Origin of the sequence: Brevundimonas sp. Root1279 (genome assembly GCF_001425945.1) — a bacterium.
Lineage (GTDB): Bacteria > Pseudomonadota > Alphaproteobacteria > Caulobacterales > Caulobacteraceae > Brevundimonas.
Window position 1 is genome coordinate 1 of the sequence record NZ_LMEB01000006.1, and the last position, 22273, is coordinate 22273.

Below are 22273 nucleotides of genomic sequence, written 5' to 3' on the forward strand. Positions count from 1 at the left end.
CCCGAGCGGATGGCCGAGACGTTGGTCACGACCACGCCCATGGCTTCCTGCAGCTGGACGATGGCGCGGTTGAAGTCCTCCTTCAGGCGCGCGGCCTTCGGAGCGACCTCGGCGGTGAAGCGGTGGGTCAGGTTGCCGCCGGCCATGGCCGCCAGGCCCTCCCCCAGGGCGGTGATGGCGACGCGGTCTTCCTCCGCCTCGCGGGCCTTCTCGGCCTCGTTGCGGGTGCGCTCCGCCTCTTCCAGCGCGCGACGACGGTCGGCCTCGGCGGCCTCCTCGGTCATGCGTTGGACGATGAGGTTCTGCAGATCGCCGACCGCGCGGCCCACCGCGCCGATCTCGTCGCCGCGCCGGGCGCTGGCCAGGTCGACGTCGGTGCGGCCGCTGGCGAGGGCCCGCATTTCATTGGCCAGGGCGCGGATCGGGTTCACGATCACTCGGGTGGCGGCGGCGAACAGCGCCAGGCTGAACAGCAGGCCGGCGATCATGGCCGCCATCATCAGCCGCTGGCCGAACACCGACTGGGCCTCAGCCGCCAGCCGGGCCGCCTCCGCGGACGCCTCGATCTCGCCCGCCGTGGTCTCCATCCGGCCCTCGAGATCGAGGAAGGCCTGCTTGAACGCCGGCTGACCGGCGCGGGCGGCGGCCGGATCAGCGCCGGCGAGGCGGACGATCTGTTCAGCGGAGGCGATATAGGCTTGCAGCGGCGCCTCGACCTTGCCGAGGGCGGTCTTGACCTCGGGATCCGTGGCCAGGGCCTGGTTGGCCGAGATGGCGTCGCGGAAGCTCTTTACGTGATCGGCCGTCTCGGTGCGCACGTCGGCGAGGTCGACACCGGCCGAGGGATCCGTCGCGAGGATGGCCGACAACACGTCCGAGCGCAGGGCGTCGTGCATCATGTCGGCCTGCATGTGATTGCGCAGCACCTCGGCGGAGCGGCTGGATTCGCCCAGCGCTGAGGCAAGGGCCGAAGTCATCCAGAGGCCCGCGCCCGCACTGAAGGCGCACAAGACTAGAACAGCAACGCCGGCGACGACGACGCGCGAACGAATGGTCTTGAGCATGCAGGCCTCCCTATCCCACGGGATATGGTCTGCGAGACGTTGACGAAGCGCTGCCGCGACTATGCGGAAAACTACGTATGAAAGGCTTAAATCACCCGAAAGTCCGGCACCGTATCAAGATGTAGAAGCAACTGGTCAGAATCGACCGCTCGGCGAGAGCCAGATATCTTATAGTGATAAGAATGCCGGAAGTTTATATTACGACAACGCGCAAGATTAGCGCCGCCGCGATCGGTACATTTCTCGCCATCACATCAGTATCCGACCCGTGTTCCGCGCAGGAAACGACCCGCCCCTGGACGGTCGAGGCGACCTACACCGCCGACGTGACCGGCGTGGTCTCGGGCGGCCCCGTGCAGGCCGGCCGCTTCCTCGACAATCTGGACGTCATCGTCGACGGCGACCTTGAGCGGCTGATCGGCGCCAAGGGCGCGCGGCTGCATGTCTACCTGCTGAACAACAACGGCGGCGAACCCAATGCGGTCGCCGGGACCCTGCAGGGCGTCGACAACATCGAGGTCGGGGATCAGGGCGCGCGCCTGTACGAACTCTGGGTCGAGCAGGACTTCGGCGCCGACCGGGGGTCTGTGCTCGCCGGACTTTATGACGTGAACAGCGAGTTCTATTCGACCGGCGCGTCCGATCTGTTGGTCGCCCCGCCGTTCGGCATCGGCTCAGAGCTGGCGGCGACCGGGCCGAACGGGCCGTCGATCTTCCCCTCCACCGCCCTCGCCGCCCGGATCCGCTTCGGAAGCATGGAAGGGACCTATGTGCAGGCGGCGGCGGTCAACGCCTCGGCGAGCACCCTCGGCGACGTCGACGGCATCGACGCGGACTTCGACCACGGCGGACTGTTCCTGGCCGAAGCCGGATGGACGGGCCCGGTGCGGATCGCCCTCGGCGGCTGGCGCTATGGCGAACGACAGGACGACATCCGCGACCTGGACCTGGCCGGCGATCCCGTCGGCAGCATCGCCCAAGGCGCCTATGTGCTGGCGGAGGGGGAGTTTTATGCTGTGGAGGACGGCGTCAGCGCCCGCGCCTTCCTGCGCGCCGGCATCTCGGACGGCGACACCACCGATTTCAATGGCGGCTGGCAGGCCGGCGTACGGCTGGACCATCTGCTGGCGTCGCGCCCGGACAGCGCTCTTTCGCTCGGCTTCCACCAGGGCCGACTGTCCGACAAGGCCCGCGCCAATGCGCGCGACGCCGGCGGCGACCCGGCCCTGGCTGAGGAAGGCCTCGAACTGACCGCGGCCGACACCTTCGGCCGCCTGACGATCCAGCCGAGCGTGCAGTGGATTCAGAACCCGGGCGGCGACCGCGCCGCAGACGCCATCGTCGTGGCGACCCTGCGGCTTTCGGTGGCGCTGCGCTGACCCTGGTTTAGGGCGCGGCGGCGGCGGGCGGAGCCACGGCCCTGGCGGTGGCCAGGGCGGCGATGGCCACCTGCAGGGCCTGGTCACGACCCGCGCGACGATCGCCAGGGGCGGCCGAGGCGGACAGGTCAGGCGTCACGCCGCGCTTCTCCAGGCGGATGCCGCCCGAGGTGACGAAGTCGGCCCGGCTCAGGCTCAGGCTGCCGCCGTCGGGCAGGCGCGTTTCCTGCGAGATCAGCACGGCGCCGGCGGTGGGCTCGCCCACGACAACGGCGCGGCCGGCCTCCTGCAGAGCGGCGGGGGTCAGCTCCGCGGCGCTGCGACTGTTGGAATCGACCAGGACCGCGACGTCGTTGGCGGCCGGAACGGTCAGGTCGCCACAGGCGCCGCCGGTCTTCAGCACCACGGCGCGACCGGCGCGGCTGGTCCGCGTGGCCCAGGCCTGATCGCGCGGCAGGAAGCAGCTCAGCACGGCGTCGGCCTCAGTCAGGCGACCACCGGGGTTGCCGCGCAGGTCGATGATGACGTCGGTGTCGGGGGCCAGTTGGGCCAGTTCGCGGCCCATCCACTCGCCCAGGCCGGACTCGAAGCCCTCGATCCGCAGCACGACCACGCCCGGATGCGAGCGATCGGCGACGAAGGGCTGGGTCGGCTCCATGATCACGGGCGTGATCGTGACGTCGCGCAGAACCGCATCGGCGTCGCGGAAGGCCATGGTCACGGGCTGGCCGTCGACCACTTCCAGCTCCGGGTGCCAGGCGCCGGCGCCGGTGGTGTCCAGCTTCCAGCCGGCGTCGATGCCCGCGGCCTCCGCGGGCGAGCCCGCACGGACGCTTTCAACGACATACAAACCGGGCTGCGCCGGATCGACACGCAGCTTGACGCCGATCGTGGCGCGGCGCTCACGCAGCATGTCCTGGCGATTGGTGATCGCGGGCGCCGAGGCGCCGGCGTGATCGTCGTCCAGCAGGTTCAGCATCTCGCCAAGGACCGCATACAGGGCGCGATCATCGGCGGCGTTCAGGGCGCGCGGACGATAGGTCCGGCGGGCCTCGCTCCAATTCACACCGTGCAGGTGCGGATCGTAGTACTGGCTGCGGACCTCCTCCCAGACGCGATCGAACACCCGCTCGTTCATGCGGATACGCTCACGGGGCGGACGGGCTGACGCTTGCGCGGCGACAGCGGTCGGGGAAGACTCCCCAACCGGCGCCGTATTCACATCAGCTGCGAAAGAGGGTCCGGCGATGAGCGCAAAGCTCATTGCGGCTGACCCGGTCAGTCGTAAGAAAACGCGACGGAAGTTCATTGCGCCTAGCCTAAGGCGCCGAGCCGATAACGATCAAATCACGAAAATTATGGAAGTGATCACTGATCACCTTCTCTACGAGATTCAATGCGGTGGGTGAATACGTGGATGTTGCGATCCCCGCTCTGCTCACCGTCTTCGATGAAGCCGGAGTGATCAGCGTCCATGTTTCCGAAAGCTTCACGGAGCGGCGCGGTGAACTCGACTTCGCTGATCTTGCCGTCGCCGTCCTTGTCCAGCTCGGCCTTGCCGCCCTCCCCGCCGACGGTGACGACCTCGATGCGGCGTTCCCCGTCGCCGGTCCATTCGCCGCCCGGCCCGTGAATCACGATCTCGCGTTCCTCGCCTGCGCCGGGTTCGCCGCCGAGGAAGACGGCCCGTTTGCCGCCGGCCTCGCTCCAACTCGCCCCATCGCCGAAGGTTCTGACCTCGATGTTCTGTTCGCCAGGCCCACGGGGACGCCGCATGATCATGACGTCATGCTCGCCGGCCGGCCCCCGGCGGGCGGTCAGTTCCTCGGTCGACAGGCGGCCGTCGCCGTTCTTGTCGATCTGGGCGAAATGATCGTTCATCGGAGCCGTGAACTCCTCGCGCGACACTTGGCCGTCGCCGTCCTTGTCGAGCGAGCCTGGGCCGTCGGGGCCCATCACCATCACCCGGGTGTGAACCTCGGGGGGCGCAGGCGGCGGCGGAGCCGGCGGCTCCTGCATCAGGGCGGCCGAAAGGGCGATGAGGGTCAGCATGGCGGTTCTCCCCGTTTAATCCTGACGCCGTTCGACCATGCCCCCTTTGCCCCTGTATTTCAGAGGCCTTTGCATTTGTTTCAAACCTGAAATGACGGGATCAATCAGCTTCGCCAATATGGCCGGATGCAGCTCGACCCCACCCCCCGCATCCTGGTCGTCGACGACGATCCCGGCATCCGCGAGGTCCTTACCGACTACCTGGCCCAGCACGGCTATGAGACCGAAGGCGCGGCGTCGGCTGCGGAGATGGATCGCGCCCTGGCCGCCCGGCCGCCGGATCTGATCGTGCTGGATTTGATGATGCCGGGCGAGGACGGGCTGTCCGTCTGCCGTCGTCTGGCCGGCAAGGGACCGCCGATCGTCATGCTCTCAGCGATGGGCGAGGACACCGACCGGATCATCGGGCTGGAGCTCGGGGCTGACGACTACCTGCCCAAGCCCTGCAATCCGCGCGAACTGCTGGCCCGGGTTCGCGCCGTGCTGCGCCGTCCGCGCGAAGCGGCCGAGAATGAGGGCCCGGCCATGGCCTTCGCAGGGTGGAAGCTCGACCTGATGCGGCGCGAGTTGATCCGTCCCGACGGGCGCGCCATCGGTCTGTCGGCCGGAGAATTCGCCCTGTTGCGGGCCTTCGCCGAGCGCCCCGGCCGCGTGCTCAGCCGCGACCAATTGCTGGAACGGGCCCGCGGGGCCGACGCCGACGTCTTCGATCGCGCCATGGACGTGCAGATCAGCCGCCTGCGCAAGAAACTCGACGACGGCTCGGGCCTGGAGATGATCCAGACCCTGCGCGGCGAGGGCTATATGTTCGATGTGAAGGTGGAGCGTCTGAACGGCTCGGCGCGGAGCGGCGCGTGAAGGGCGCCTCGTCCATGCCGGTGCTGGTGCAGGTCGCCGCCCTGGCGGCGCTGGCCGTCGTCATGTCTCAGGCGGTGGCCTTCGCGGTGGTGCTTCTGGCTCCCGATCCGCGCCCCGCCGGGTTCAGCATTCAGGCCGCCGCTCGCGCGCTCAAGGGCGAACCGGCGGAGACCTCCGACGGACGCCCGCTGCGTCGCCGCATCACCGACCAGCCGGTCGACCAAGGCGACGATGAGACCGGCCCCGGAATCCGGATGGACCCGTTGCAGATGGCGATCACCGCCGGTCTGGCCCAGTCGCTCGGCGTCAAATCCAGCCAGGTACGCGTCGTCGTCGACAGGGAGCGCCCCCGCCGCCCGGGCCAGCGACCTTCAGGTCCCGAAGAAGGGCGGATGAATTTCGTCCTGGTCCGACCCGGATCCGACAAGCCCGGCGAGGGTACGATCGTTCGCGTTCCCGCGCCGCCCGCCCCGCCTCCGCCGCACGCGCCACCCCCGCCTCCAAAGGTCCCGGCGCGGGAAAGCGCGGAAGCCGCCTGGACACCCCGGGTGCGGATTGTCGGTGAAGGCTCGACCGAGGTCAGGACCGAACTGCACATGCGGCATGCGGTCCCGCGTGACGACAACGGGGCCTTCGTCCTGGACTCGACCACCCAAGAGTTCACCGTCCTGGCCGACCGGCTGACCTTCGCCCCCTTCTCGGCCTCGATGCGCCTCCCGGACGGGCGGTGGGCCACGGTCGAGCCGCCCCGCGACCTGCTCTCGCCCTGGCAACGCCGCCTGCTGATCGCCCTGGCGATCTCCATGCTGCTGTTGGCCCCCCTGGTGTGGTGGATGGCGCGGCGCCTGACCCGGCCGATCCGCGTCTTCGCCGAGGCCGCCGAACGCCTCGGCGCCGACCCCGACGCCGAACCCCTCGAGCCGTCCGGCCCCAGCGAGGTCCGCACAGCCATCCAGGCGTTCAACGAAATGCAGGCCTCGTTGCGCGATCACATGAGCCGCAGGGCCCAGACGATCGCCGCCATCGCGCACGACCTTCGCACGCCCCTGACCCGCCTGCGCTTCCGCGCCGAGCATGCGCCGGAAGCCGTGCGCGACCGCATGGCCGCCGATATTGAAGAGATGGATGCACTGATCAGCCAGGCCATGGCCTATGTCCGCGGCGAGGCGACGCCCGATCGAAGCGAAGCCTTCGACCTCGGAGATCTGGCCGAGGACTGCGCCGTCGGCTTCTCGGAAACCGGCGCCGAGGTGGTGTTCGACGGACAAAGCAGCCTGCCGGTCATCGGCGATCCGACCGCTCTGCGCCGGGGATTGGCGAATCTGATCACGAATGCGCTGAAATACGGCGGCGCCGCGCGCGTTCGCGCCTTCGCCGAGAACGGCCGCGCCGTTGTCGTCATCGAGGACGACGGTCCCGGCCTGAATGACGATGAGTTGGAGGCCGTGTTCGAGCCCTTCCATCGCGCCGAGCGATCGCGCAGCCGCGAAACCGGCGGCGCCGGCCTGGGCCTGACCGTGGCGCGTCAGGCGGCCCGCGCCCACGGCGGCGACGTCGTCCTGGTTCGCCGCGAAGGCGGTCTGACCGCGCGTCTCGACCTGCCTCTCGTTTCCCGCACCTGACGATATGGAGACCTGAATGCGCGTTCTGATCTGCGCCGCCGCCCTGCTCGCCGCCATGCCGGCGTCCGCCGCGCTGGCGCAAGCTCCGGCCTCCGCCGCGGAGCGAGCAACGGCGACACCCCGTGAAACAGCGGCCGCCGTGGCGGGGCGTATCCGGGAGTTCTATTTCGATCCTGCTGCGGCGGAACGGATCGCCGCAGACCTCGAGGCCGCTGCGGCCGCCGGAGCCTTCGACGAGCTGACCGACAACCGCGACCTGGCGGCGGCCCTGACGTCGCGACTGAAGCCGCAGGACGCCCACTTCGCCGTCGTCTACGACCCCGACGCTCCCCCGCCGCGCGCACGCGTCATCGGCCCGGCGCCTGCCGGCTCCGCACCGGCCCCCGCTCCCGAACCGCGGCGCGGTCCGAGCCCGGGAGAAGTCCGCAATCACTTCGGCTTCCGCAAGGTCGAAATCCTGCCCGGCAACATCGGCTACATCGACCTGCGGCAGTTCTCGGACATCGACTTCGAGAACCCGAACGACCCGGCCCGGCGGGCCGCGGACGCCGCCCTCACCTTCGTCGCCGATACGGATGCAGTGATCTTCGACCTGCGCGACAACGGCGGCGGCGCGCCCTCTATGGTGGGCTACCTGACCAGCGCCTTCACCCCCGCCGATGCGCCGATCTACAACATCTTCCACAGTCGCGAGGGTACGGAGAGCGAGGCCCCGGCGGTCTTCCATCCCTCCCCCCGCCTCGACGTCCCGGTCTATGTGCTGATCAGCGGCCGCACCGGCTCGGCCGGCGAGGCCTTCCCCTACACCCTGCAAGGGGCGAAGCGCGCGACCATCGTCGGGGAAGCTTCAGGCGGGGCCGCCAACCCGGGCGGCATGGTCCCCGCGGGCGGCGGCTTTGCAGTGTTCGTCTCCATGGGCTCTCCGAAGAACCCGGCGACCGGACGAAACTGGGAAGGCACAGGCGTGCTTCCCGACGTCGCCACGCCCTGGGACCAGGCGCTGGTCCGAGCCCAGACCCTGGCCCTGCAGGCCATCGTCTCCGCCGATCCGCAGCGCCAGGACGCCGCCTGGGCCCTTGAGGCGCTGGGTTCGACGACCCAGCCCGGCGACCTTTCGGCCTACGCCGGGACCTATGGCGAGCTGGTGGTGTCTGTCTCGGGCGACAAGCTGTCGCTGGTGCGCGGCCGCCGCCCGCCGGTGATGCTGCAGCGCCTGGACGGCGACGTCTTCACCACGGTCGGCGATCCGTCGCGCCGCATCCGCTTCAGCCGGGACCACGCCGGGCAGGTGACGGCCTTCGAGACCCAGTCTCTGGGTGGTCCGTCCACTCGCGCGCGCCGCACCGGCTGAGCTGAAGCGTTACAGTTCATCACGGCTTGTTACAGGCGCGGGGTTGAATCCCCGCGCCGACGGTTCCATTGAAGCGCCAACCTCGACACCTGCTTCTCAGGAGCCCGCCCCATGACCGTCCGCGTCGCCATCAATGGTTTCGGCCGCATCGGCCGCCTCGTCCTGCGCTCGATCGCCGAGCATGGCCGCAGCGACATCGAGGTGGTGGCGATCAACGACCTGGGCCCGGTCGAGACCAACGCCCACCTCCTCCGCTACGATTCGGTCCACGGCCGCTTCCCCGGCACGGTGACCACCGGCGCCGACTGGATCGACATCGGTACGGGCAAGATCAAGGTCACCGCCGAGCGTGACCCGGCCAAGCTCCCGCACAAGGAGCTGAATGTCGACATCGCCTTCGAGTGCACCGGCATCTTCACCTCGAAGGAAAAGGCCTCGGCCCACCTGGCCGCCGGCGCCAAGCGCGTGCTGGTCTCGGCCCCGGCTGACGGCGCCGACAAGACCATCGTCTACAAGGTCAACCATGAGACCCTGACCGCCGACGACATCATCGTCTCCAACGGCTCGTGCACCACCAACGCCCTCGCCCCGGTCGCCAAGGTCCTGCACGACCTGTTCGGCATCGAGCGGGGCTACATGACCACCATCCACAGCTACACCGGCGACCAGCCGACGCTGGATACGATGCACAAGGACCTGTACCGGGCCCGCGCCGCGGCCCTGTCGATGATCCCGACCTCGACCGGCGCCGCCAAGGCCCTCGGCCTGGTGCTGCCCGAACTGAAGGGCAAGCTCGATGGCTCCTCGATCCGCGTACCGACCCCGAACGTCTCGGTCGTCGACCTGAAGGTCGTGGCCGGCCGCGAAGTCACCGCCGAAGAGATCAACGCCGCCCTGCAGGCGGCCGCCGACGGTCCGATGAAGGGCGTCCTGGGGGTGACCACCGACCCGCTCGTCTCCACCGACCTGAACCACATCGCCGCCTCGTCGACCGCCGCCCTGCCCCAGACCCAGGTCGTCGACGGCAAGCTGGCCCGCGTCCTCACCTGGTACGACAACGAGTGGGGCTTCGCCTCGCGGATGGCCGACACCGCCATGGTGATGGCGAAGTTCCTCTGATGCGCGTGCGGCGGCGCCCCGTTTGGCTTTGGGTCGCCGCCGCCTTCGTCTGCATTACCGGCTTGATCACCGGCCCTGCCCTCTATGCTGCAGTCGAGTTCGTCTGGCTCGCGCTTCAGCCGAGGACCTTTTCGTCAGGGTTGGAGGTTGTCGTGGTCATCGGCCTCATCGGCCTCGCGTGGCTGATTGGGGTCATCCTGGTCGGCAAGCGCCTCCACGGCGTTGCTGGACGCCTCTTTGTCCTCGTGTCGATCATCGTGGCCGCCGGTTCGGTCGTTTTTGAACGGCTTCAGCCACCGACCGGGACCACCACCGTCACCATGAGCGCCGACCAGGCCGCTGTTTGGAGCACTCTTTCACAATGACCTTCCGCACTCTCGACGACGCCCCCAAGACCTTTGGCGACCTCGCCGGCAAGACCGCCCTGGTCCGCGTGGACTTCAACGTGCCGATGGAGGGGGGACAGGTCACCGACGACACCCGCCTGCGCGTCGCCCTGCCGACGATCGAGAAGCTGCGCGACGCCGGGGCCAAGGTCGCCCTTCTGGCCCACTTCGATCGGCCCAAGGGCCAGCGCGTGCCGTCGATGAGCCTGAAGCCGGTCGTGGATGACCTGGAGCGCCTGCTCGGCGCCCCGGTGCGGTTCGCCGACGACTGCGTAGGCGCCGAGGCCAAGGCGGTTCTGGCCGACCTCGACGCCGGTGGCGTGGCCCTGCTGGAGAACGTCCGCTTCCACGCCGGCGAGGAGAAGAACGACCCCGAGTTCGCCGCCCGGCTGGCCGAACTGGGCGACCTCTACGTCAACGACGCCTTCTCCGCCGCCCACCGCGCCCACGCCTCGACCGAGGGACTGGCCCGGCTGCTGCCCGCCTACGCGGGCGAGTCGATGCGCCGCGAACTCGACGCGCTCGACGCCGCCCTGGGCAATCCGAAAAAGCCGGTGCTCGGCATCGTCGGCGGGGCCAAGGTCTCGACCAAGCTGGATCTGCTGCAGAACCTGGTCAGCAAGCTCGACCGGCTGGCCATCGGAGGCGGCATGGCCAACACCTTCCTGTTCGCGCAAGGGGTCGACATCGGCGGCTCCCTGGCCGAGCGCGACATGGCTGACACCGCCCGCGAGATCATCGCCAAGGCCGAGGCCGCGGGCTGCGAACTGCTGCTGCCGATCGACGTGGTGGTGGCCACCGAGGTCAAGCCGGGCGCCGAGACCCGCACCGTCCTGGCCCGCGAAGAAATCGGCGACGACGAGAAGATTCTCGATGCCGGCCCGCTCACCGTCGAGAAGCTCGTCAAGGCCATGGCCCTGTCGCGCACCCTGATCTGGAACGGGCCGCTGGGCGTGTTCGAGGTGCCGCCGTTCGACGCCGCCACCGTCCGCGCCGCCCACGCCGCGGCCGAACTGGCCAAGTCGGGCGCCCTGATCGCCGTGGCCGGCGGCGGCGACACCGTGGCGGCGATGAACCACGCCGGCGTCGCCCGGGACATGACCTTCGTCTCGACCGCGGGCGGCGCCTTCCTCGAGTGGATGGAGGGCAAGCCCCTGCCGGGCGTTGAAGCGCTACGGGCCTGATTTCGCTCGTTAAGACTCCGGTGTCGGGTCGGCGTCTAAGGTCGCCCGGCAACCGGAGTGTCCGCCATGAAGGGCGTTGTTTTCAACCTTCTCGAAGAAGCCGTCACCCGGTCGTTCGGCCCTGACACCTGGGATGTGCTCCTGGACGCCTCGGGCGTCTCCGGGGCCTACACCTCGCTCGGCAACTACCCGGACAGCGAGATCGAGGCCTTGGTCACCGCCGCTGGACAGGCGCTGTCGCTCGATCGCGACGCGGTCCTGCGCTGGTTCGGGATCAACGCCATGCCGGTGCTGGCAGAGCTCTATCCCGCCTTCTTCACCAGCGCGGCCGACGCCCGCAGCTTCGTCGAGGGGGTGAACACCATCATCCACGCCGAGGTGCGCAAGCTCTATCCGGGCGCGGAATGCCCTCACTTCCGCATGCACGACGCCGGCGGCGACCTGGTGATGGACTACATCTCCAGCCGCAACATGTGCGCCCTGGCCCAGGGTTTCGTCGAAGGCGCCGCGGCCTGGTACGGCCAGCCGGTCGACTTCCAGCACACCGCCTGCACCACGCACGGCGACGCGCACTGCACCTTCAAGCTGGCATGGCCGCTCGCCGAAGCAGTCGCTGCGTGATCCTACCCGCACCCGAACTTGACCCGACTGATCAGCTTGCCCGCCTGGAACGCCGACTGACGCGCGAGCGCACGGCACGTTTCGCGGCCGAAGCGATCGCCGAACAGGGAATGCGCGACCTGTACCGGCAGCAGCAGCGGCTCGGCCTGGTCGAGACCATCGCCACCGCCTCCAACCTCAGCGACACGCCCGAGGCCGCCTTCGGCATGGCGCTGGACGCCATCTGCGACTTCACCGGCTGGTCTTCGGGCCACGTCTACATGTTTGCCGACGACGCCCCGGACGGCGACCTGGTCTGGTCGGGCGTCTGGCGCGGCGAAGACCAGTTCGCGGCGTTCCGTGAGGCCTCGGCCCGCATGTCGTTCGCCCGCGGCGTCGGCCTGCCCGGCCGCGTCTGGGAATCGGGCCGCGCCTGCTGGGTCGAGGACATCGAGCGCGACCTCAACTTCCCGCGTGTCCGCGTCGCCCTCGACAGCGGCCTGCGAGCCGCCTTCGCCTTCCCCGCCCTCATCGGCGAGGAGGTCGGCGCCGTCCTGGAGTTCTTCCTGCACCACCCCGCTCCGCCGGACGAGGAACTGTTGCGCACCCTCGACCAGATCGGGGGCCAGCTCGGCCGGGTGGTGGAGCGCTACCGGAACGCTCGCCGGGCCGCGGTCGACCACGAGCGCCTGGAAGCCCTCTATGCCGAAGCCCAGACCCAGCGCGTCGCCGCCGAGCAGGCCAGCCGCGCCAAGTCCGCATTCCTCGCCGTCACCAGCCACGAGGTCCGCACGCCGCTCAACGCCGTGCTCGGCCTGGCCGAGGCCCTGCGCCGCGAACCCCTGACGCCGGCCCAGCACGAACTCAACGACGGCGTCCTCGCCTCTGGGGCTATGCTGTTGCGCCTGCTTAACGCCGTGCTGGACATGTCCCGCATCGAGGCCGACCAGGCGACGGCTCAGATCGAAGCCTTCGACCTCGAGGCCAAGCTGCGCAGCATCACTTCGATCTGGACGCCGCGCGCGGCCGAGACCGGCGTCACCCTCGCCTTCCGCCTCGAAGGCGCCAATGGCCCGACCGCGATCCGTTCCGATGTCGGAAGGCTGGAGCAGACTCTGGTCAACCTGATCTCGAATGGGATCAAATTCACGCCTTCTGGCGGCCGGGTCTGCGTACGCGCCGTGTTATCGGAAGAGCGCCTGCGCCTCGAGGTTCTCGACGACGGGCCCGGCGTGCCGGACGACGCGCGCGAGCGTATCTTCAAGCCCTTCGAACAGACCGAGATCGGCCGCGACGCCGGAGGCGCCGGCCTGGGTCTGGCCATCTGCTCGGGCAACATCCGTTTGCTGGGCGGTGACATCGGCGTGGACTGCGACCCGTCCGACCGCAACCGGTTCTGGCTGGAGTGTCCGGTGGAGGTCGTTGCTCACGAGACGCCGGAGGACGCCTTGGAAGCGACCGGCCGCGAGACCGTTGGCCTGCGCGTCCTGGCGGCTGAAGACAACCCCGCCAACCGCCGAGTGCTCCAGGTCCTGCTCGCCCCCGCCGGCGTCGAGATGCGATTCGCCGAGGATGGCGTGGAGGCGGTCGAGGCCGCCCTGTCCCAACCCTTCGACCTGGTGCTCATGGACGCTAATATGCCGCGCATGGATGGCGTCGAAGCGCTGCGGCGGATCCGCGCCAGCGGCGGCGCCGTCGCGGCCACGCCGGTCTTCATGCTGACCGCCAACGCCTTCGCCGAGGACGTCGAGCGCTACCTCGCGGCCGGCGCCGACGGGGTGCTCACCAAGCCGATCCAACTCCCCGAACTGTTCGCCGTCCTGGCCGACTGCGGCGATCGCGCCACGGCCGCGCAAAGAGACGCAGCCTGACCACCGTTCGGCTGTAACAATGCGTGACTTCGAGGGCGACGGGGACTAAAGCGACCGCCAACAATCAAGCTCAGGAGGAACCCATGGATCTGTCGGCTCTCAACGCGGTGGCCAATGCGATGGTCACGCCCGGCAAGGGCATCCTCGCGGCTGACGAATCCACGGGCACGATCAAGAAGCGCTTCGACGCGATCGGCGTCGAGAACACCGAGACCAACCGCCGCGACTACCGCGAGCTCATGTTCCGCGCCGAGCAGACCATGCGCGAGCACATCTCCGGCGTGATCCTGTTTGAGGAAACCCTCTACCAGGACGCCGCCGACGGCACGCCGCTGGTCGAACTGATCAAGGCCTCAGGCTCGATCCCGGGCATCAAGGTCGACAAGGGCGCCTCCAAGATGGCCGGCTTCCCGGGCGAGACCGTAACCAAGGGCCTGGACGGCCTGTCCAAGCGCCTGCGCGCCCACTACGAGCGCGGCGCCCGCTTCGCCAAATGGCGCGGCGTCATCGACATCGCCGACGGCATACCGACGTGGGGCTGCATCAAGTCCAACGCCCACGCCCTGGCCCGCTACGCCCGCATCTGCCAGCAGGAGCAGATCGTGCCGATCGTCGAGCCGGAAGTCCTGATGGACGGCTCGCACGACATCGCCCGCTGCGACGAGGTCACCCGCTCGGTCCTTCAGGCCGTCTTCGCCGAGCTTTATGAGCAACGCGTGGCGCTCGAGGGCATCATCCTCAAGCCGAACATGGTCATCTCGGGCAAGGGCAGCGTCCGCCAGGCCCCGGCTCACGAAGTCGCCGAACGCACCATCGCCGCGCTTAAAGCCACCGTTCCATCGGCCGTGCCGGGCATCGCCTATCTCTCCGGCGGCCAGACGGACGAGCAGGCGACGGCCCACCTCGACGCCATGAACCGCATCGGCGGCTTCCCGTGGAAGATGACCTTCTCCTACGGCCGCGCCCTGCAGGCCGCGCCGCAGCGCGCCTGGGCGGGCAAGGCCGATAATGTGGCCAAAGCCCAGGCCGCCTTCCACCACCGCGCCCGCATGAACGGCCTGGCCTCGCTCGGCCAGTGGGAGAAGAAGCTGGAGAAAAAGGCGGCCTGAGCCGCCCTCTCTCCGAGGCTCACCAGGTCCCGTACTCATGGCGGAGGCGCCAGCGCACGTCGCGCAGTTCCTCCTCCGCGTCGTCGATCGCATCCTGGGCGCGACGCCAGTCGCGCTCGGTGTCCGCCCGTTCGCGCCGGATCTCTTGGATGCGGTCGCGAATGCGCTCGCGCTGCTCCTCAGTCAGGCCTTCGGCGCGCGCCTCGGCCTGCTTGGCGGTGATCTTCTCGTCCAGCTCTTCCAACCGGTTGCCCAGGCTGTCGACTTGGCTGCGTGCATCGTTCACCGCCACTTCTGCGCGGTACACGATCTGCCCATCGCGATAGGCCGGCAGGAAGTCTTCCTCCAGGTCCGACGGGCAAATGCCTGCATAGGACGACCCCGTCCGCCCCGCCTCGAAGCCGCGATCCCGCGTGCAGTAGCTGACCACGCCCTGCGACCAGCCGCTGCGATAGGCCGCGTCGTCCGGCGCCACGCCATGCTTCATGCAGGCCTCGGCGTGCTCGCCCAGCCGGCTCATCGTCAGCCCTGAGGCGCCGTCGGCATAGCCCTGACCCGACCAATCGCCCGCCAGGCACTGTTCTTCGCTCATGGTCGCGCAGCTGCCCAGCGTCAGCACCGCGCCCGCCGCCGCGGCGGCGATGATCCAAGTCTTCATTTTTCGCATATCCCCGATACCGGTTCCAAGATGACTCAGCTTGGCCATACAGCCAAGCCTGGGCTTGCCTGCGACGCCCGAGGCCGTGCTAGATCGCTTCGCGCCCGCCTCCGGGCGGCGGAGCGCCCGGTGTCCGACGAGCCCCTGATCGAAGACGAAGACGCCGAAGTGCTCGAGGCTCGACTCGACCAGGGCGGCGTCCGCCTCGACAAGGCCCTCGCCGACATCTTCCCGACCCTGTCACGCGCCCGCCTCCAGACCCTGCTGGCCGAAGGCGTCGTGACCCGCGACGGCGAACCCGTCTCCAGCGGCTCGGCCAAGGCCCAGCCGGGCCTCTACGCCGTCGCCCTCCCCCCGGTCGTCTCCGCCACGCCCCTGCCCGAGGCCATTCCCCTGACCGTCCTGTTCGAGGACGCCGACCTGATCGTGGTCGACAAGCCCGCCGGCATGGCCGCGCACCCGGCGCCCGGCAGCGAGACCGGCACGCTCGTCAACGCTCTGCTGGCCCACTGCGGCGACAGCCTGTCGGGCATCGGCGGCGTCGCCCGCCCGGGCATCGTCCACCGGTTGGACAAGGACACCTCCGGCGTCATGGTCGCCGCCAAGTCCGACCGCGCCCACGCCGGCCTCTCGGCCCTGTTCGCCACCCACGACATCGAGCGCACCTACCTCGCCCTGACCCGCGGCGCGCCTTCGCCGGTCAAGGGCCGGATCGAAACCCTGCTCGGGCGTTCGTCGTCAGATCGCAAGAAGATGGCAGTGCTGCGCTCGGGCGGACGGAACGCCATCACCGACTATGTCGTCCAGCAGGTCTACGGCATGCCCGCCAAGGCCGGGGCCGCCCCGCTGGCCGCCCGCGTCGCCTGCACCCTGCACACCGGTCGCACCCATCAGATCCGCGTCCACCTCGCGTCCAAGGGCGCGCCCATCCTCGGCGACCCGGTCTACGGCTCCGGCAGCCCGGCCGCCCCGGTGCGCGCCGCCATCGCCGCCGCCGGCCTGACCCGCCAGGCCCTGCACGCAGCGGTCCTCGGCTTCGTCCACCCTGTCACCGGCGAGCCCCTGCGCTTCGAGACCGCGCCGCCCGCCGATATGCAGGCGCTTGAAAAAGGGTTGGCCGAGCTTTGAAACGACCGACCATCGCCGCAAGCCTGTGCTTCTACTGAGGACCGCCCATGACCGACGCCGAAATCCGCGATAACTCCGAGGCCAAGCGCTACGAACTGCCGGTCGGCGCCGAGGTGGCCGTGGTCACCTATAACCTGTCGCCGGCCAATCTGATGATCACCGAAACCCTGGTGCCCCAGGCGCTCGAGGGCCAGGGCATCGCCAGCCGCCTGGCCAAACATGTCCTCGCCGACGCCCGCGAGCGCGGATTGCTGATCCTGCCGGTCTGCCCCTTCTTCGCCGCCTACCTGCAGAAACACCCGGAATGGACCGACGTCGTCCACCCGACCTACCGCCAGATTCTGGGCCTCGAATAGTCAGTCTTGAAAAAGGACGCACCTTGCGCTATATCACCGGCTACCGGCGCCGTGGTTTCGGAGCAACGGTCACGCTTCGATGTGACGATCCGCCTCTGACAAAGGCAGAAACCCGATCCTATCTCGTCGGTTGAGGGGTGAGACGTCGGCGCACATCCGGTGGCCGACGCCGCAGAGCCCGCTCGGTGTTTACGGTCGGAGGGACCAAATGGCTGTTGCTAGATCACTCGCGGTGATGTCGCCTGAACAGGGACTGTCGCGATACCTGACGGAAATCCGCAAGTTTCCGATGCTGGCGAAGGACGAGGAGTTCATGCTCGCCAAGCGCTGGACCGAGCACCAGGACCCCGAAGCCGCCCACCGCCTCGTCACCTCTCACCTTCGCCTCGTGGCCAAGATCGCCATGGGTTATCGCGGCTACGGCCTGCCGATCGGCGAAGTGATCTCCGAGGGCAACGTCGGCCTGATGCAGGCGGTCAAGAAATTCGACCCGGACAAGGGCTTCCGCCTGGCCACCTACGCCATGTGGTGGATCCGCGCCTCGATCCAGGAATACATCCTGCGCAGCTGGTCGCTCGTGAAGATGGGCACCACCGCCGCGCAGAAGAAGCTGTTCTTCAACCTGCGCAAGGCCAAGAGCCAGATCTCGGCCTTCGAGGAAGGCGACCTGCACCCGGAACACCTGTCGGCCATCGCCACCAAGCTGGGCGTGTCCGAGCAGGAGGTCACGGACATGAACCGCCGTCTCGGCGGCGACGCCTCCCTGAACGCGCCGCTGCGCGCCGACGGCGAGAGCGAATGGCAGGACTGGCTGGCGGACGACACCGCCGTCTCGCAGGAGACCCAGCTTGCTGAGGACGAGGAGAAGTCGATCCGTCGCAGCCTCCTCGAGGAAGCCATGCAGGAGCTGACCGAGCGCGAGAAGCACATTCTCACCGAACGTCGCCTCAAGGACGATCCGGTCACCCTGGAGGAGCTCGCCGGCCAGTACGGCGTGTCCCGCGAACGCGTGCGCCAGATCGAGGTCCGCGCCTTCGAGAAACTTCAGAAGGCCATGCGCGCCGCCGCCGAAGAGCGGAACCTGGTCGACGCCTGACCGCGCTCGTCGCCGCGCGGCGAGCGTTAGCGGAACAAGATGATTCAGGCGGGCGTCAGCCCGCCTTTTTCACATCTGGCGGGCACATCGCCAGCAGGGTGCCGATCGGCGCCGCCAGCGTCTCCTTACTCGGCGGACCCGACACAAGACTGACCTCGAGTGCGCCCACGGCCACGGCCAGGCGTGAGTCCGACGCCTTCATGGCGATGGATTTCAACGTCGAGGCCTGCTCGCGGATCGAGCGCGCGGCCTGCGGAGGGTCGTTGTCGAATTGGTCCAGCGCCGCCGCAAGGATGCGCATGCACTGATCCTTGGCAGCCGCGAGCGCCGCGCTGCCGGTCGCCGCCTTGTCGGCGCGCCGCTTGCGCTCGCCGGAGAACTCCCCGGAGTTGAAGCGCCGCCGGTCGGGGCCGACGTAGCCGACCGCCTCGACCCAGTCGCGCGGCTTGGTGGCGACGTTCTCGACTCGCTTCAGCAGGTCGGCGCTTGTGAAAGGCTTGCGCAGGAATTCGTGCACGCCGCAGTCGCGAGCGCCCAGGATCGAGGTCGCGGTCGCGTCGGCCGTCACCATGATGATCGGCGCGCGCCGGCAGTCCATGTTCGAGCGACGGATCTCTCTCACGAGCGACTCGCCGTCCAGGCCGTCGCCGCCGCGCTCCGTGAAGACGATGCATGGCTCCAGCGCCGCCGCCTTCTCCAGGGCTCGCTCCTCGCTCGTCTCGACCACGATCTGCGCCGCGCCCAGACCCTTGATGATCTCGACCAGCGTACGCGCGGCATGGGGGTTCGGATCGACGATCAGAACGCGCTGCAGAACGGGCTGCAACTTCGCCAGGACGCGACGATCGACAGCAAACAAGACTGAACCCTCCAGAAGAGCCCGACATGCTTAACCGCCGCGGGTTAAGGCCCCTTGAACGCTGGGGTTTTGCTCAGCCCTGGAAGGGGTCGCGCATCAGGATGGTGTCGTCGCGTTCCGGGCTGGTCGACAGCAGCGCCACGGGCGCCCCGATCAGCTCCTCGATCCGCCGCACGTACTTGATGGCGTTGGCGTTGATGTCCTTGAAGCTGCGCGATCCGGCGGTGCTCTCGCTCCAGCCTTCCAACTCCTCGAACACCGGCTCGGCTGCCGCCTGGTCCTTCAGGCTCGAGGGCAAATAGTCGACCACCTCGCCGTTGATCCGATAGCCGACGCAGATCTTCAGCGTCTTCAGGCCGTCCAGCACGTCCAGCTTGGTCAGGGCGATGCCGTCGATGCCGTTGATGGCCACCGACTGGCGCACCAGCACCGCGTCGAACCAGCCGCAGCGGCGCGCCCGGCCGGTGTTGACCCCGACCTCGCGGCCCACGGTCGCCAGATGCTGGCCGACTTCGTCATTGAGTTCGCAGGCGAACGGCCCCTCGCCGACACGGGTCGTATAGGCCTTCACAATGCCCAGCACATAGCCGACGCCGCGCGGGCCGATACCCGAACCCGCCGCGGCCTGACCGGCCACGGTGTTCGAGCTGGTCACATAGGGATAGGTGCCGTGATCCACGTCCAGGAAGGCGCCCTGGGCCCCCTCGAACAGCACGCGCTTGCCGCCCTTCTGGGCCTGGTCGAGCACCCGCCACGCCGGCTGCATATAGGGCAGGATCTTGGGCGCGATCTCGAGCAGCGACGCCAGCAGGGCCTCAGGGTCGATCGGCTCGAGGCCGAGACCGGCCCGCAGCGGATCGTGGTGGGCGCGCAGGCGATCGATCTTGACCTTCAGGTCTTCGGCGTTGGCCAGGTCACAGACCCGGATCGCACGGCGTCCGACCTTGTCCTCATAGGCCGGGCCGATGCCGCGGCCCGTGGTGCCGATCTTGGCGCCCGGCGCGCTGGCGGCGGCTTCGCGGGCCACGTCCAGCGCCGGGTGGATGGGCAGGATCAAGCAGGCGTTGTCGGCGACGATCAGCACGTCCGGGCTGATCTTGACGCCCTGAGCCTCGATCTTCTCGATCTCGCCGACCAGGTGCCAAGGGTCGACCACGACGCCGTTGCCGATGATCGAGGGCTTGCCCTGGACCACGCCCGACGGCAGCAGCGCCAGCTTGTAGACCTTGCCGTCGACGACCAGCGTATGGCCGGCGTTGTGACCGCCCTGGAACCGCACGACCATGTCGGCCCGGTTCGACAGCCAGTCGACGATCTTGCCCTTGCCCTCGTCGCCCCACTGGGCGCCGACTACTGCGACGTTCGCCAAGGTTCACTCTCCGCTGGTCCGGCTTCCGGAATGCGGGCGCAGCCTATAGCGGGGGAATCGCCGGGTGTCGTCCTAGCTGGGAGGATTATTCCGCCGGGACCGTCTCGAACGCCGCCTCGAAGGCCCAGTCCAGCCACGGGGCCAGGGCCTCGATGTCCGCCGTATCGACCGTGCACCCGCACCAGACGCGCAGGCCCGCCGGGGCGTTGCGGTGGCTCTCGATGTCGAAGGCCGCGCCGGCGTCCTCGACCAGGGCCTTCATCCGCGTCACCAGCGCCCGTCGCCCGTCGTCGTCCATCGCCGCCAGGCGCGGATCGACGATCTTCAGGCAGACCGAGGTGGTCGAGCGGATCTCCGGCGTTTCGGCCAGGTACTCAACCCAGGGAGTCCGCCGCACCCAGGCGTCCAGCGCCGCGGCGTTGGCCTCGGTGCGGGCGATCAGCGCGTCCAGTCCGCCGACCGACAGCCCCCATTCGACGCCATCGATCCAGTCCTCGATCGTCCAGACCGAGAAGGTGTTGATCATCGACCCCGACGCCAGCGTCCGGTCGAAGCCCTTGCCGTCGCGCAGGCGCAGCACCTTCGGAATGGCCCTCGGCGGCTCATACCCGTCCAGCCGCGCCACGGCCTTCGGCGAGAGCGCCGCCACACCCAGCCCGGCCTCGCCGCCCAGCGCCTTCTGGAAGCTGAACGTCACCACATCCAGCTTGTCGAACGGCAGCGGCATGGCGAAGGCCGCCGAGGTCGCGTCGCAGATGACGATCCCCTCGCGGTCGTCCGCGATCCATTCCGCCCCCGGTGCCTTCACACCCGAGGTCGTGCCATTCCAGGGGAAGACCAGGTCCTTCTTGGGATCGACCTTCGACACGTCCGGGAACTGCCCCCACGGCGCGGTCAGCACCTCGGGCTCCAGCTTCAGGTGGTCGCGTATGTCGGTGGCCCAGACCTGGCCGAAATTCTCGAAGGCCAGCACCTGCACAGGCCGTTCGCCCAGCATCGACCACAGCGCCGCTTCGACGGCTCCCGTGTCCGAGCCCGGAAGATAGACCATCTGCCAGTCCGCCGGGACCTGCAGCAGCTCCCGCGTCAGCCGCAGCCCATGGGCGAACCGCTCGACCACCTCCGGCGCGCGGATGCCGCGGCCCAGCAGCTCATGTGGAATGGCCTGGCTGGACCAGCCTGGCCGTTTGGCGGTCGGGCCGGCTGAGAACCACGGGCGGGCGGGCTTCACATTGGGCCGACCAGCCATTAGCCGCGCCCCTTGGCGCGCAGATCTTCCGCCAGTTTCGTCAACGCCTCGTCTCCCCCCTCGGGCAACATCACCATCAGCTTGGCCAGTAGGTCCCCCCGCTTGCCGCCGACCGCCGCCCCGCGCCCCTTCAGGCGCAGCACCTTGCCCGAGTTGGAACCCGCCGGAATGGTCATGTTGACCGTCCCCTCGGGCGTTCGCACCGGAACCTTGCCGCCCAGCACAGCGTCCACAAACGGGACCGGCAGGTCCATGGTCAGGTCCGCCCCGGACAGGGTGAACACCGGGTGCGGCGCGATCTTCAGGGTGATTAGGGCGTCGCCGGCCTCGCTACGCCCCGAGGCCCCCGGCGCACCCTGGCCGCGAAGGCGGATCGTCTGTCCGTCCGCCGCGCCCTTCGGGATGGTCACGTCCAGCGTGCGACCGTCCGAGAACTGGATCCGCCGCGTCGTCCCCGCGATGGCGTCCTCCAGGCTGATGTCCAGGGTCGCCTTGACGTCCTGCCCGCGGGTCATGCCTTGGCCGCCGAAGCCGCCTCGGGCCCCGCCCGGTCTCGCTCCGCCGCCGAACATGCCGCCGAACAGCTCGTCCAGGTCGATGTTCTCGAAGCCCCCGGCGCCGCCCCGACCCTGCTGGCCGAACGGATTGCCGCCGGCCCGACCGCCGCCTCCGCCGCCGAAACCGCGAAACTGCTCGCGCCCGTCGGCGTCGATCTCGCCGCGGTCGTATTTGGCGCGCTTCTCGGCGTCGCCCAGCAGGTCGAAGGCCGCGGTCACGCGCTTGAAGCGCTCGTCGGCCTCACGGTTTCCCGGGTTCTTGTCGGGATGGAGCTCCTTGGCGAGTTTGCGGAACGCCTTCTTGATCTCGTCCGCGCTCGCGCCCTTCGAAACGCCCAGTTCCTTGTAGGGATCGCCGGCCACGTTCGAGTCTGCTCCTGCCTAAGGGGTACGTTCGTCAGTTAGG

At 68.9% G+C, this 22273-nt stretch carries 21 protein-coding genes; 13 read left to right on the plus strand and 8 right to left on the minus strand.

Going from position 1 to position 22273, the window contains the following annotated elements; translation table 11 throughout:
* Window positions 1–1064, minus strand: a 1064-nt coding sequence (locus ASC65_RS07990) for a HAMP domain-containing protein (protein ID WP_162245663.1), incomplete at its 3' end; no start/stop codon positions are given.
* Between the two features lie 182 nt (window positions 1065–1246).
* On the opposite strand from ASC65_RS07990, the gene ASC65_RS07995 reads away from it, so the two are divergent.
* Entirely contained in the window at window positions 1247–2443 is a 1197-nt protein-coding gene (locus tag ASC65_RS07995; RefSeq protein ID WP_056451468.1) for a carbohydrate porin, read from the plus strand.
* Between the two features lie 7 nt (window positions 2444–2450).
* On the opposite strand, the gene ASC65_RS08000 is transcribed toward ASC65_RS07995, so the two are convergent.
* Complete coding sequence (locus tag ASC65_RS08000) at window positions 2451–3581, minus strand: S41 family peptidase (protein WP_056451470.1); 1131 nt, start codon at window positions 3579–3581, stop codon at window positions 2451–2453.
* A 230-nt stretch (window positions 3582–3811) separates the two neighbouring features.
* Entirely contained in the window at window positions 3812–4495 is a 684-nt protein-coding gene (locus tag ASC65_RS08005) for a hypothetical protein (protein WP_056451472.1), read from the minus strand.
* Between the two features lie 126 nt (window positions 4496–4621).
* Between ASC65_RS08005 and ASC65_RS08010 the strand changes: the two genes are divergently transcribed.
* The 9 genes from ASC65_RS08010 (at window position 4622) to ASC65_RS08050 (ending at window position 14595) form a co-directional block, all read left to right on the plus strand.
* A complete protein-coding gene (locus ASC65_RS08010; RefSeq protein WP_056451474.1) occupies window positions 4622–5353 on the plus strand; it encodes a response regulator in 732 nt (243 codons plus the stop codon).
* On the plus strand, window positions 5350–6975 hold the full coding sequence (locus tag ASC65_RS08015; RefSeq protein WP_056451476.1) for an ATP-binding protein: 1626 nt from the start codon (window positions 5350–5352) through the stop codon (window positions 6973–6975). The genes ASC65_RS08010 and ASC65_RS08015 overlap by 4 nt, the downstream gene beginning before the upstream one ends.
* A gap of 16 nt (window positions 6976–6991) precedes the next feature.
* Window positions 6992–8326 carry a S41 family peptidase gene (locus tag ASC65_RS08020; protein ID WP_056451477.1) on the plus strand — a complete coding sequence of 445 codons (1335 nt, stop codon included), beginning with the start codon at window positions 6992–6994 and terminating at the stop codon, window positions 8324–8326.
* 111 nt (window positions 8327–8437) lie between these two features.
* Window positions 8438–9445 (plus strand): type I glyceraldehyde-3-phosphate dehydrogenase, encoded by a 1008-nt coding sequence (gene gap, locus ASC65_RS08025; RefSeq protein WP_056451479.1) that lies wholly within the window; start codon window positions 8438–8440, stop codon window positions 9443–9445.
* Window positions 9445–9810, plus strand: coding sequence for a hypothetical protein (locus tag ASC65_RS08030; protein ID WP_056451481.1), 366 nt, complete (start codon window positions 9445–9447; stop codon window positions 9808–9810). Before gap ends, ASC65_RS08030 begins: the two co-directional genes overlap by 1 nt.
* Window positions 9807–11015 carry a phosphoglycerate kinase gene (locus ASC65_RS08035; RefSeq protein ID WP_056451483.1) on the plus strand — a complete coding sequence of 403 codons (1209 nt, stop codon included), beginning with the start codon at window positions 9807–9809 and terminating at the stop codon, window positions 11013–11015. Before ASC65_RS08030 ends, ASC65_RS08035 begins: the two co-directional genes overlap by 4 nt.
* Window positions 11016–11081: 66 nt before the next feature.
* Window positions 11082–11636, plus strand: a complete 555-nt coding sequence (locus ASC65_RS08040; protein WP_056451485.1) for a heme NO-binding domain-containing protein — start codon at window positions 11082–11084, stop codon at window positions 11634–11636.
* 110 nt (window positions 11637–11746) lie between these two features.
* On the plus strand, window positions 11747–13486 hold the full coding sequence (locus ASC65_RS08045) for a response regulator (protein ID WP_056451487.1): 1740 nt from the start codon (window positions 11747–11749) through the stop codon (window positions 13484–13486).
* Between the two features lie 83 nt (window positions 13487–13569).
* Window positions 13570–14595: a class I fructose-bisphosphate aldolase gene (locus ASC65_RS08050; protein ID WP_056451489.1), complete on the plus strand. Its 1026-nt coding sequence runs from the start codon at window positions 13570–13572 to the stop codon at window positions 14593–14595.
* A 19-nt stretch (window positions 14596–14614) separates the two neighbouring features.
* Here ASC65_RS08050 and ASC65_RS08055 read toward each other — a convergent pair whose 3' ends face one another.
* A complete protein-coding gene (locus ASC65_RS08055) occupies window positions 14615–15253 on the minus strand; it encodes a DUF2799 domain-containing protein (protein WP_056451491.1) in 639 nt (212 codons plus the stop codon).
* Window positions 15254–15382: 129 nt separating this feature from the next.
* On the opposite strand from ASC65_RS08055, the gene ASC65_RS08060 reads away from it, so the two are divergent.
* The 3 genes from ASC65_RS08060 to rpoH all read left to right on the plus strand — a co-directional run bounded on the left by ASC65_RS08060 (window position 15383) and on the right by rpoH (window position 17833).
* Window positions 15383–16381 carry an RluA family pseudouridine synthase gene (locus ASC65_RS08060; RefSeq protein WP_056451493.1) on the plus strand — a complete coding sequence of 333 codons (999 nt, stop codon included), beginning with the start codon at window positions 15383–15385 and terminating at the stop codon, window positions 16379–16381.
* A gap of 47 nt (window positions 16382–16428) precedes the next feature.
* The gene (locus ASC65_RS08065) at window positions 16429–16737 is read left to right on the plus strand and encodes a GNAT family N-acetyltransferase (RefSeq protein WP_056451495.1); all 309 of its coding nucleotides are present in this window, start codon (window positions 16429–16431) and stop codon (window positions 16735–16737) included.
* Between the two features lie 208 nt (window positions 16738–16945).
* The gene (gene rpoH / locus ASC65_RS08070; protein ID WP_056451497.1) at window positions 16946–17833 is read left to right on the plus strand and encodes an RNA polymerase sigma factor RpoH; all 888 of its coding nucleotides are present in this window, start codon (window positions 16946–16948) and stop codon (window positions 17831–17833) included.
* Between the two features lie 55 nt (window positions 17834–17888).
* On the opposite strand, the gene ASC65_RS08075 is transcribed toward rpoH, so the two are convergent.
* The 4 genes from ASC65_RS08075 to ASC65_RS08090 form a co-directional block, all read right to left on the minus strand.
* On the minus strand, window positions 17889–18692 hold the full coding sequence (locus tag ASC65_RS08075) for a response regulator (protein WP_056451499.1): 804 nt from the start codon (window positions 18690–18692) through the stop codon (window positions 17889–17891).
* Window positions 18693–18765: 73 nt separating this feature from the next.
* Window positions 18766–20061, minus strand: a complete 1296-nt coding sequence (locus tag ASC65_RS08080; RefSeq protein ID WP_056451501.1) for an adenylosuccinate synthase — start codon at window positions 20059–20061, stop codon at window positions 18766–18768.
* A gap of 85 nt (window positions 20062–20146) precedes the next feature.
* Entirely contained in the window at window positions 20147–21310 is a 1164-nt protein-coding gene (locus ASC65_RS08085; protein WP_056451503.1) for a phosphoserine transaminase, read from the minus strand.
* Entirely contained in the window at window positions 21310–22230 is a 921-nt protein-coding gene (locus ASC65_RS08090; protein ID WP_056451505.1) for a DnaJ C-terminal domain-containing protein, read from the minus strand. The genes ASC65_RS08085 and ASC65_RS08090 overlap by 1 nt, the downstream gene beginning before the upstream one ends.
* Between the last annotated feature and the right edge of the window lie 43 nt (window positions 22231–22273).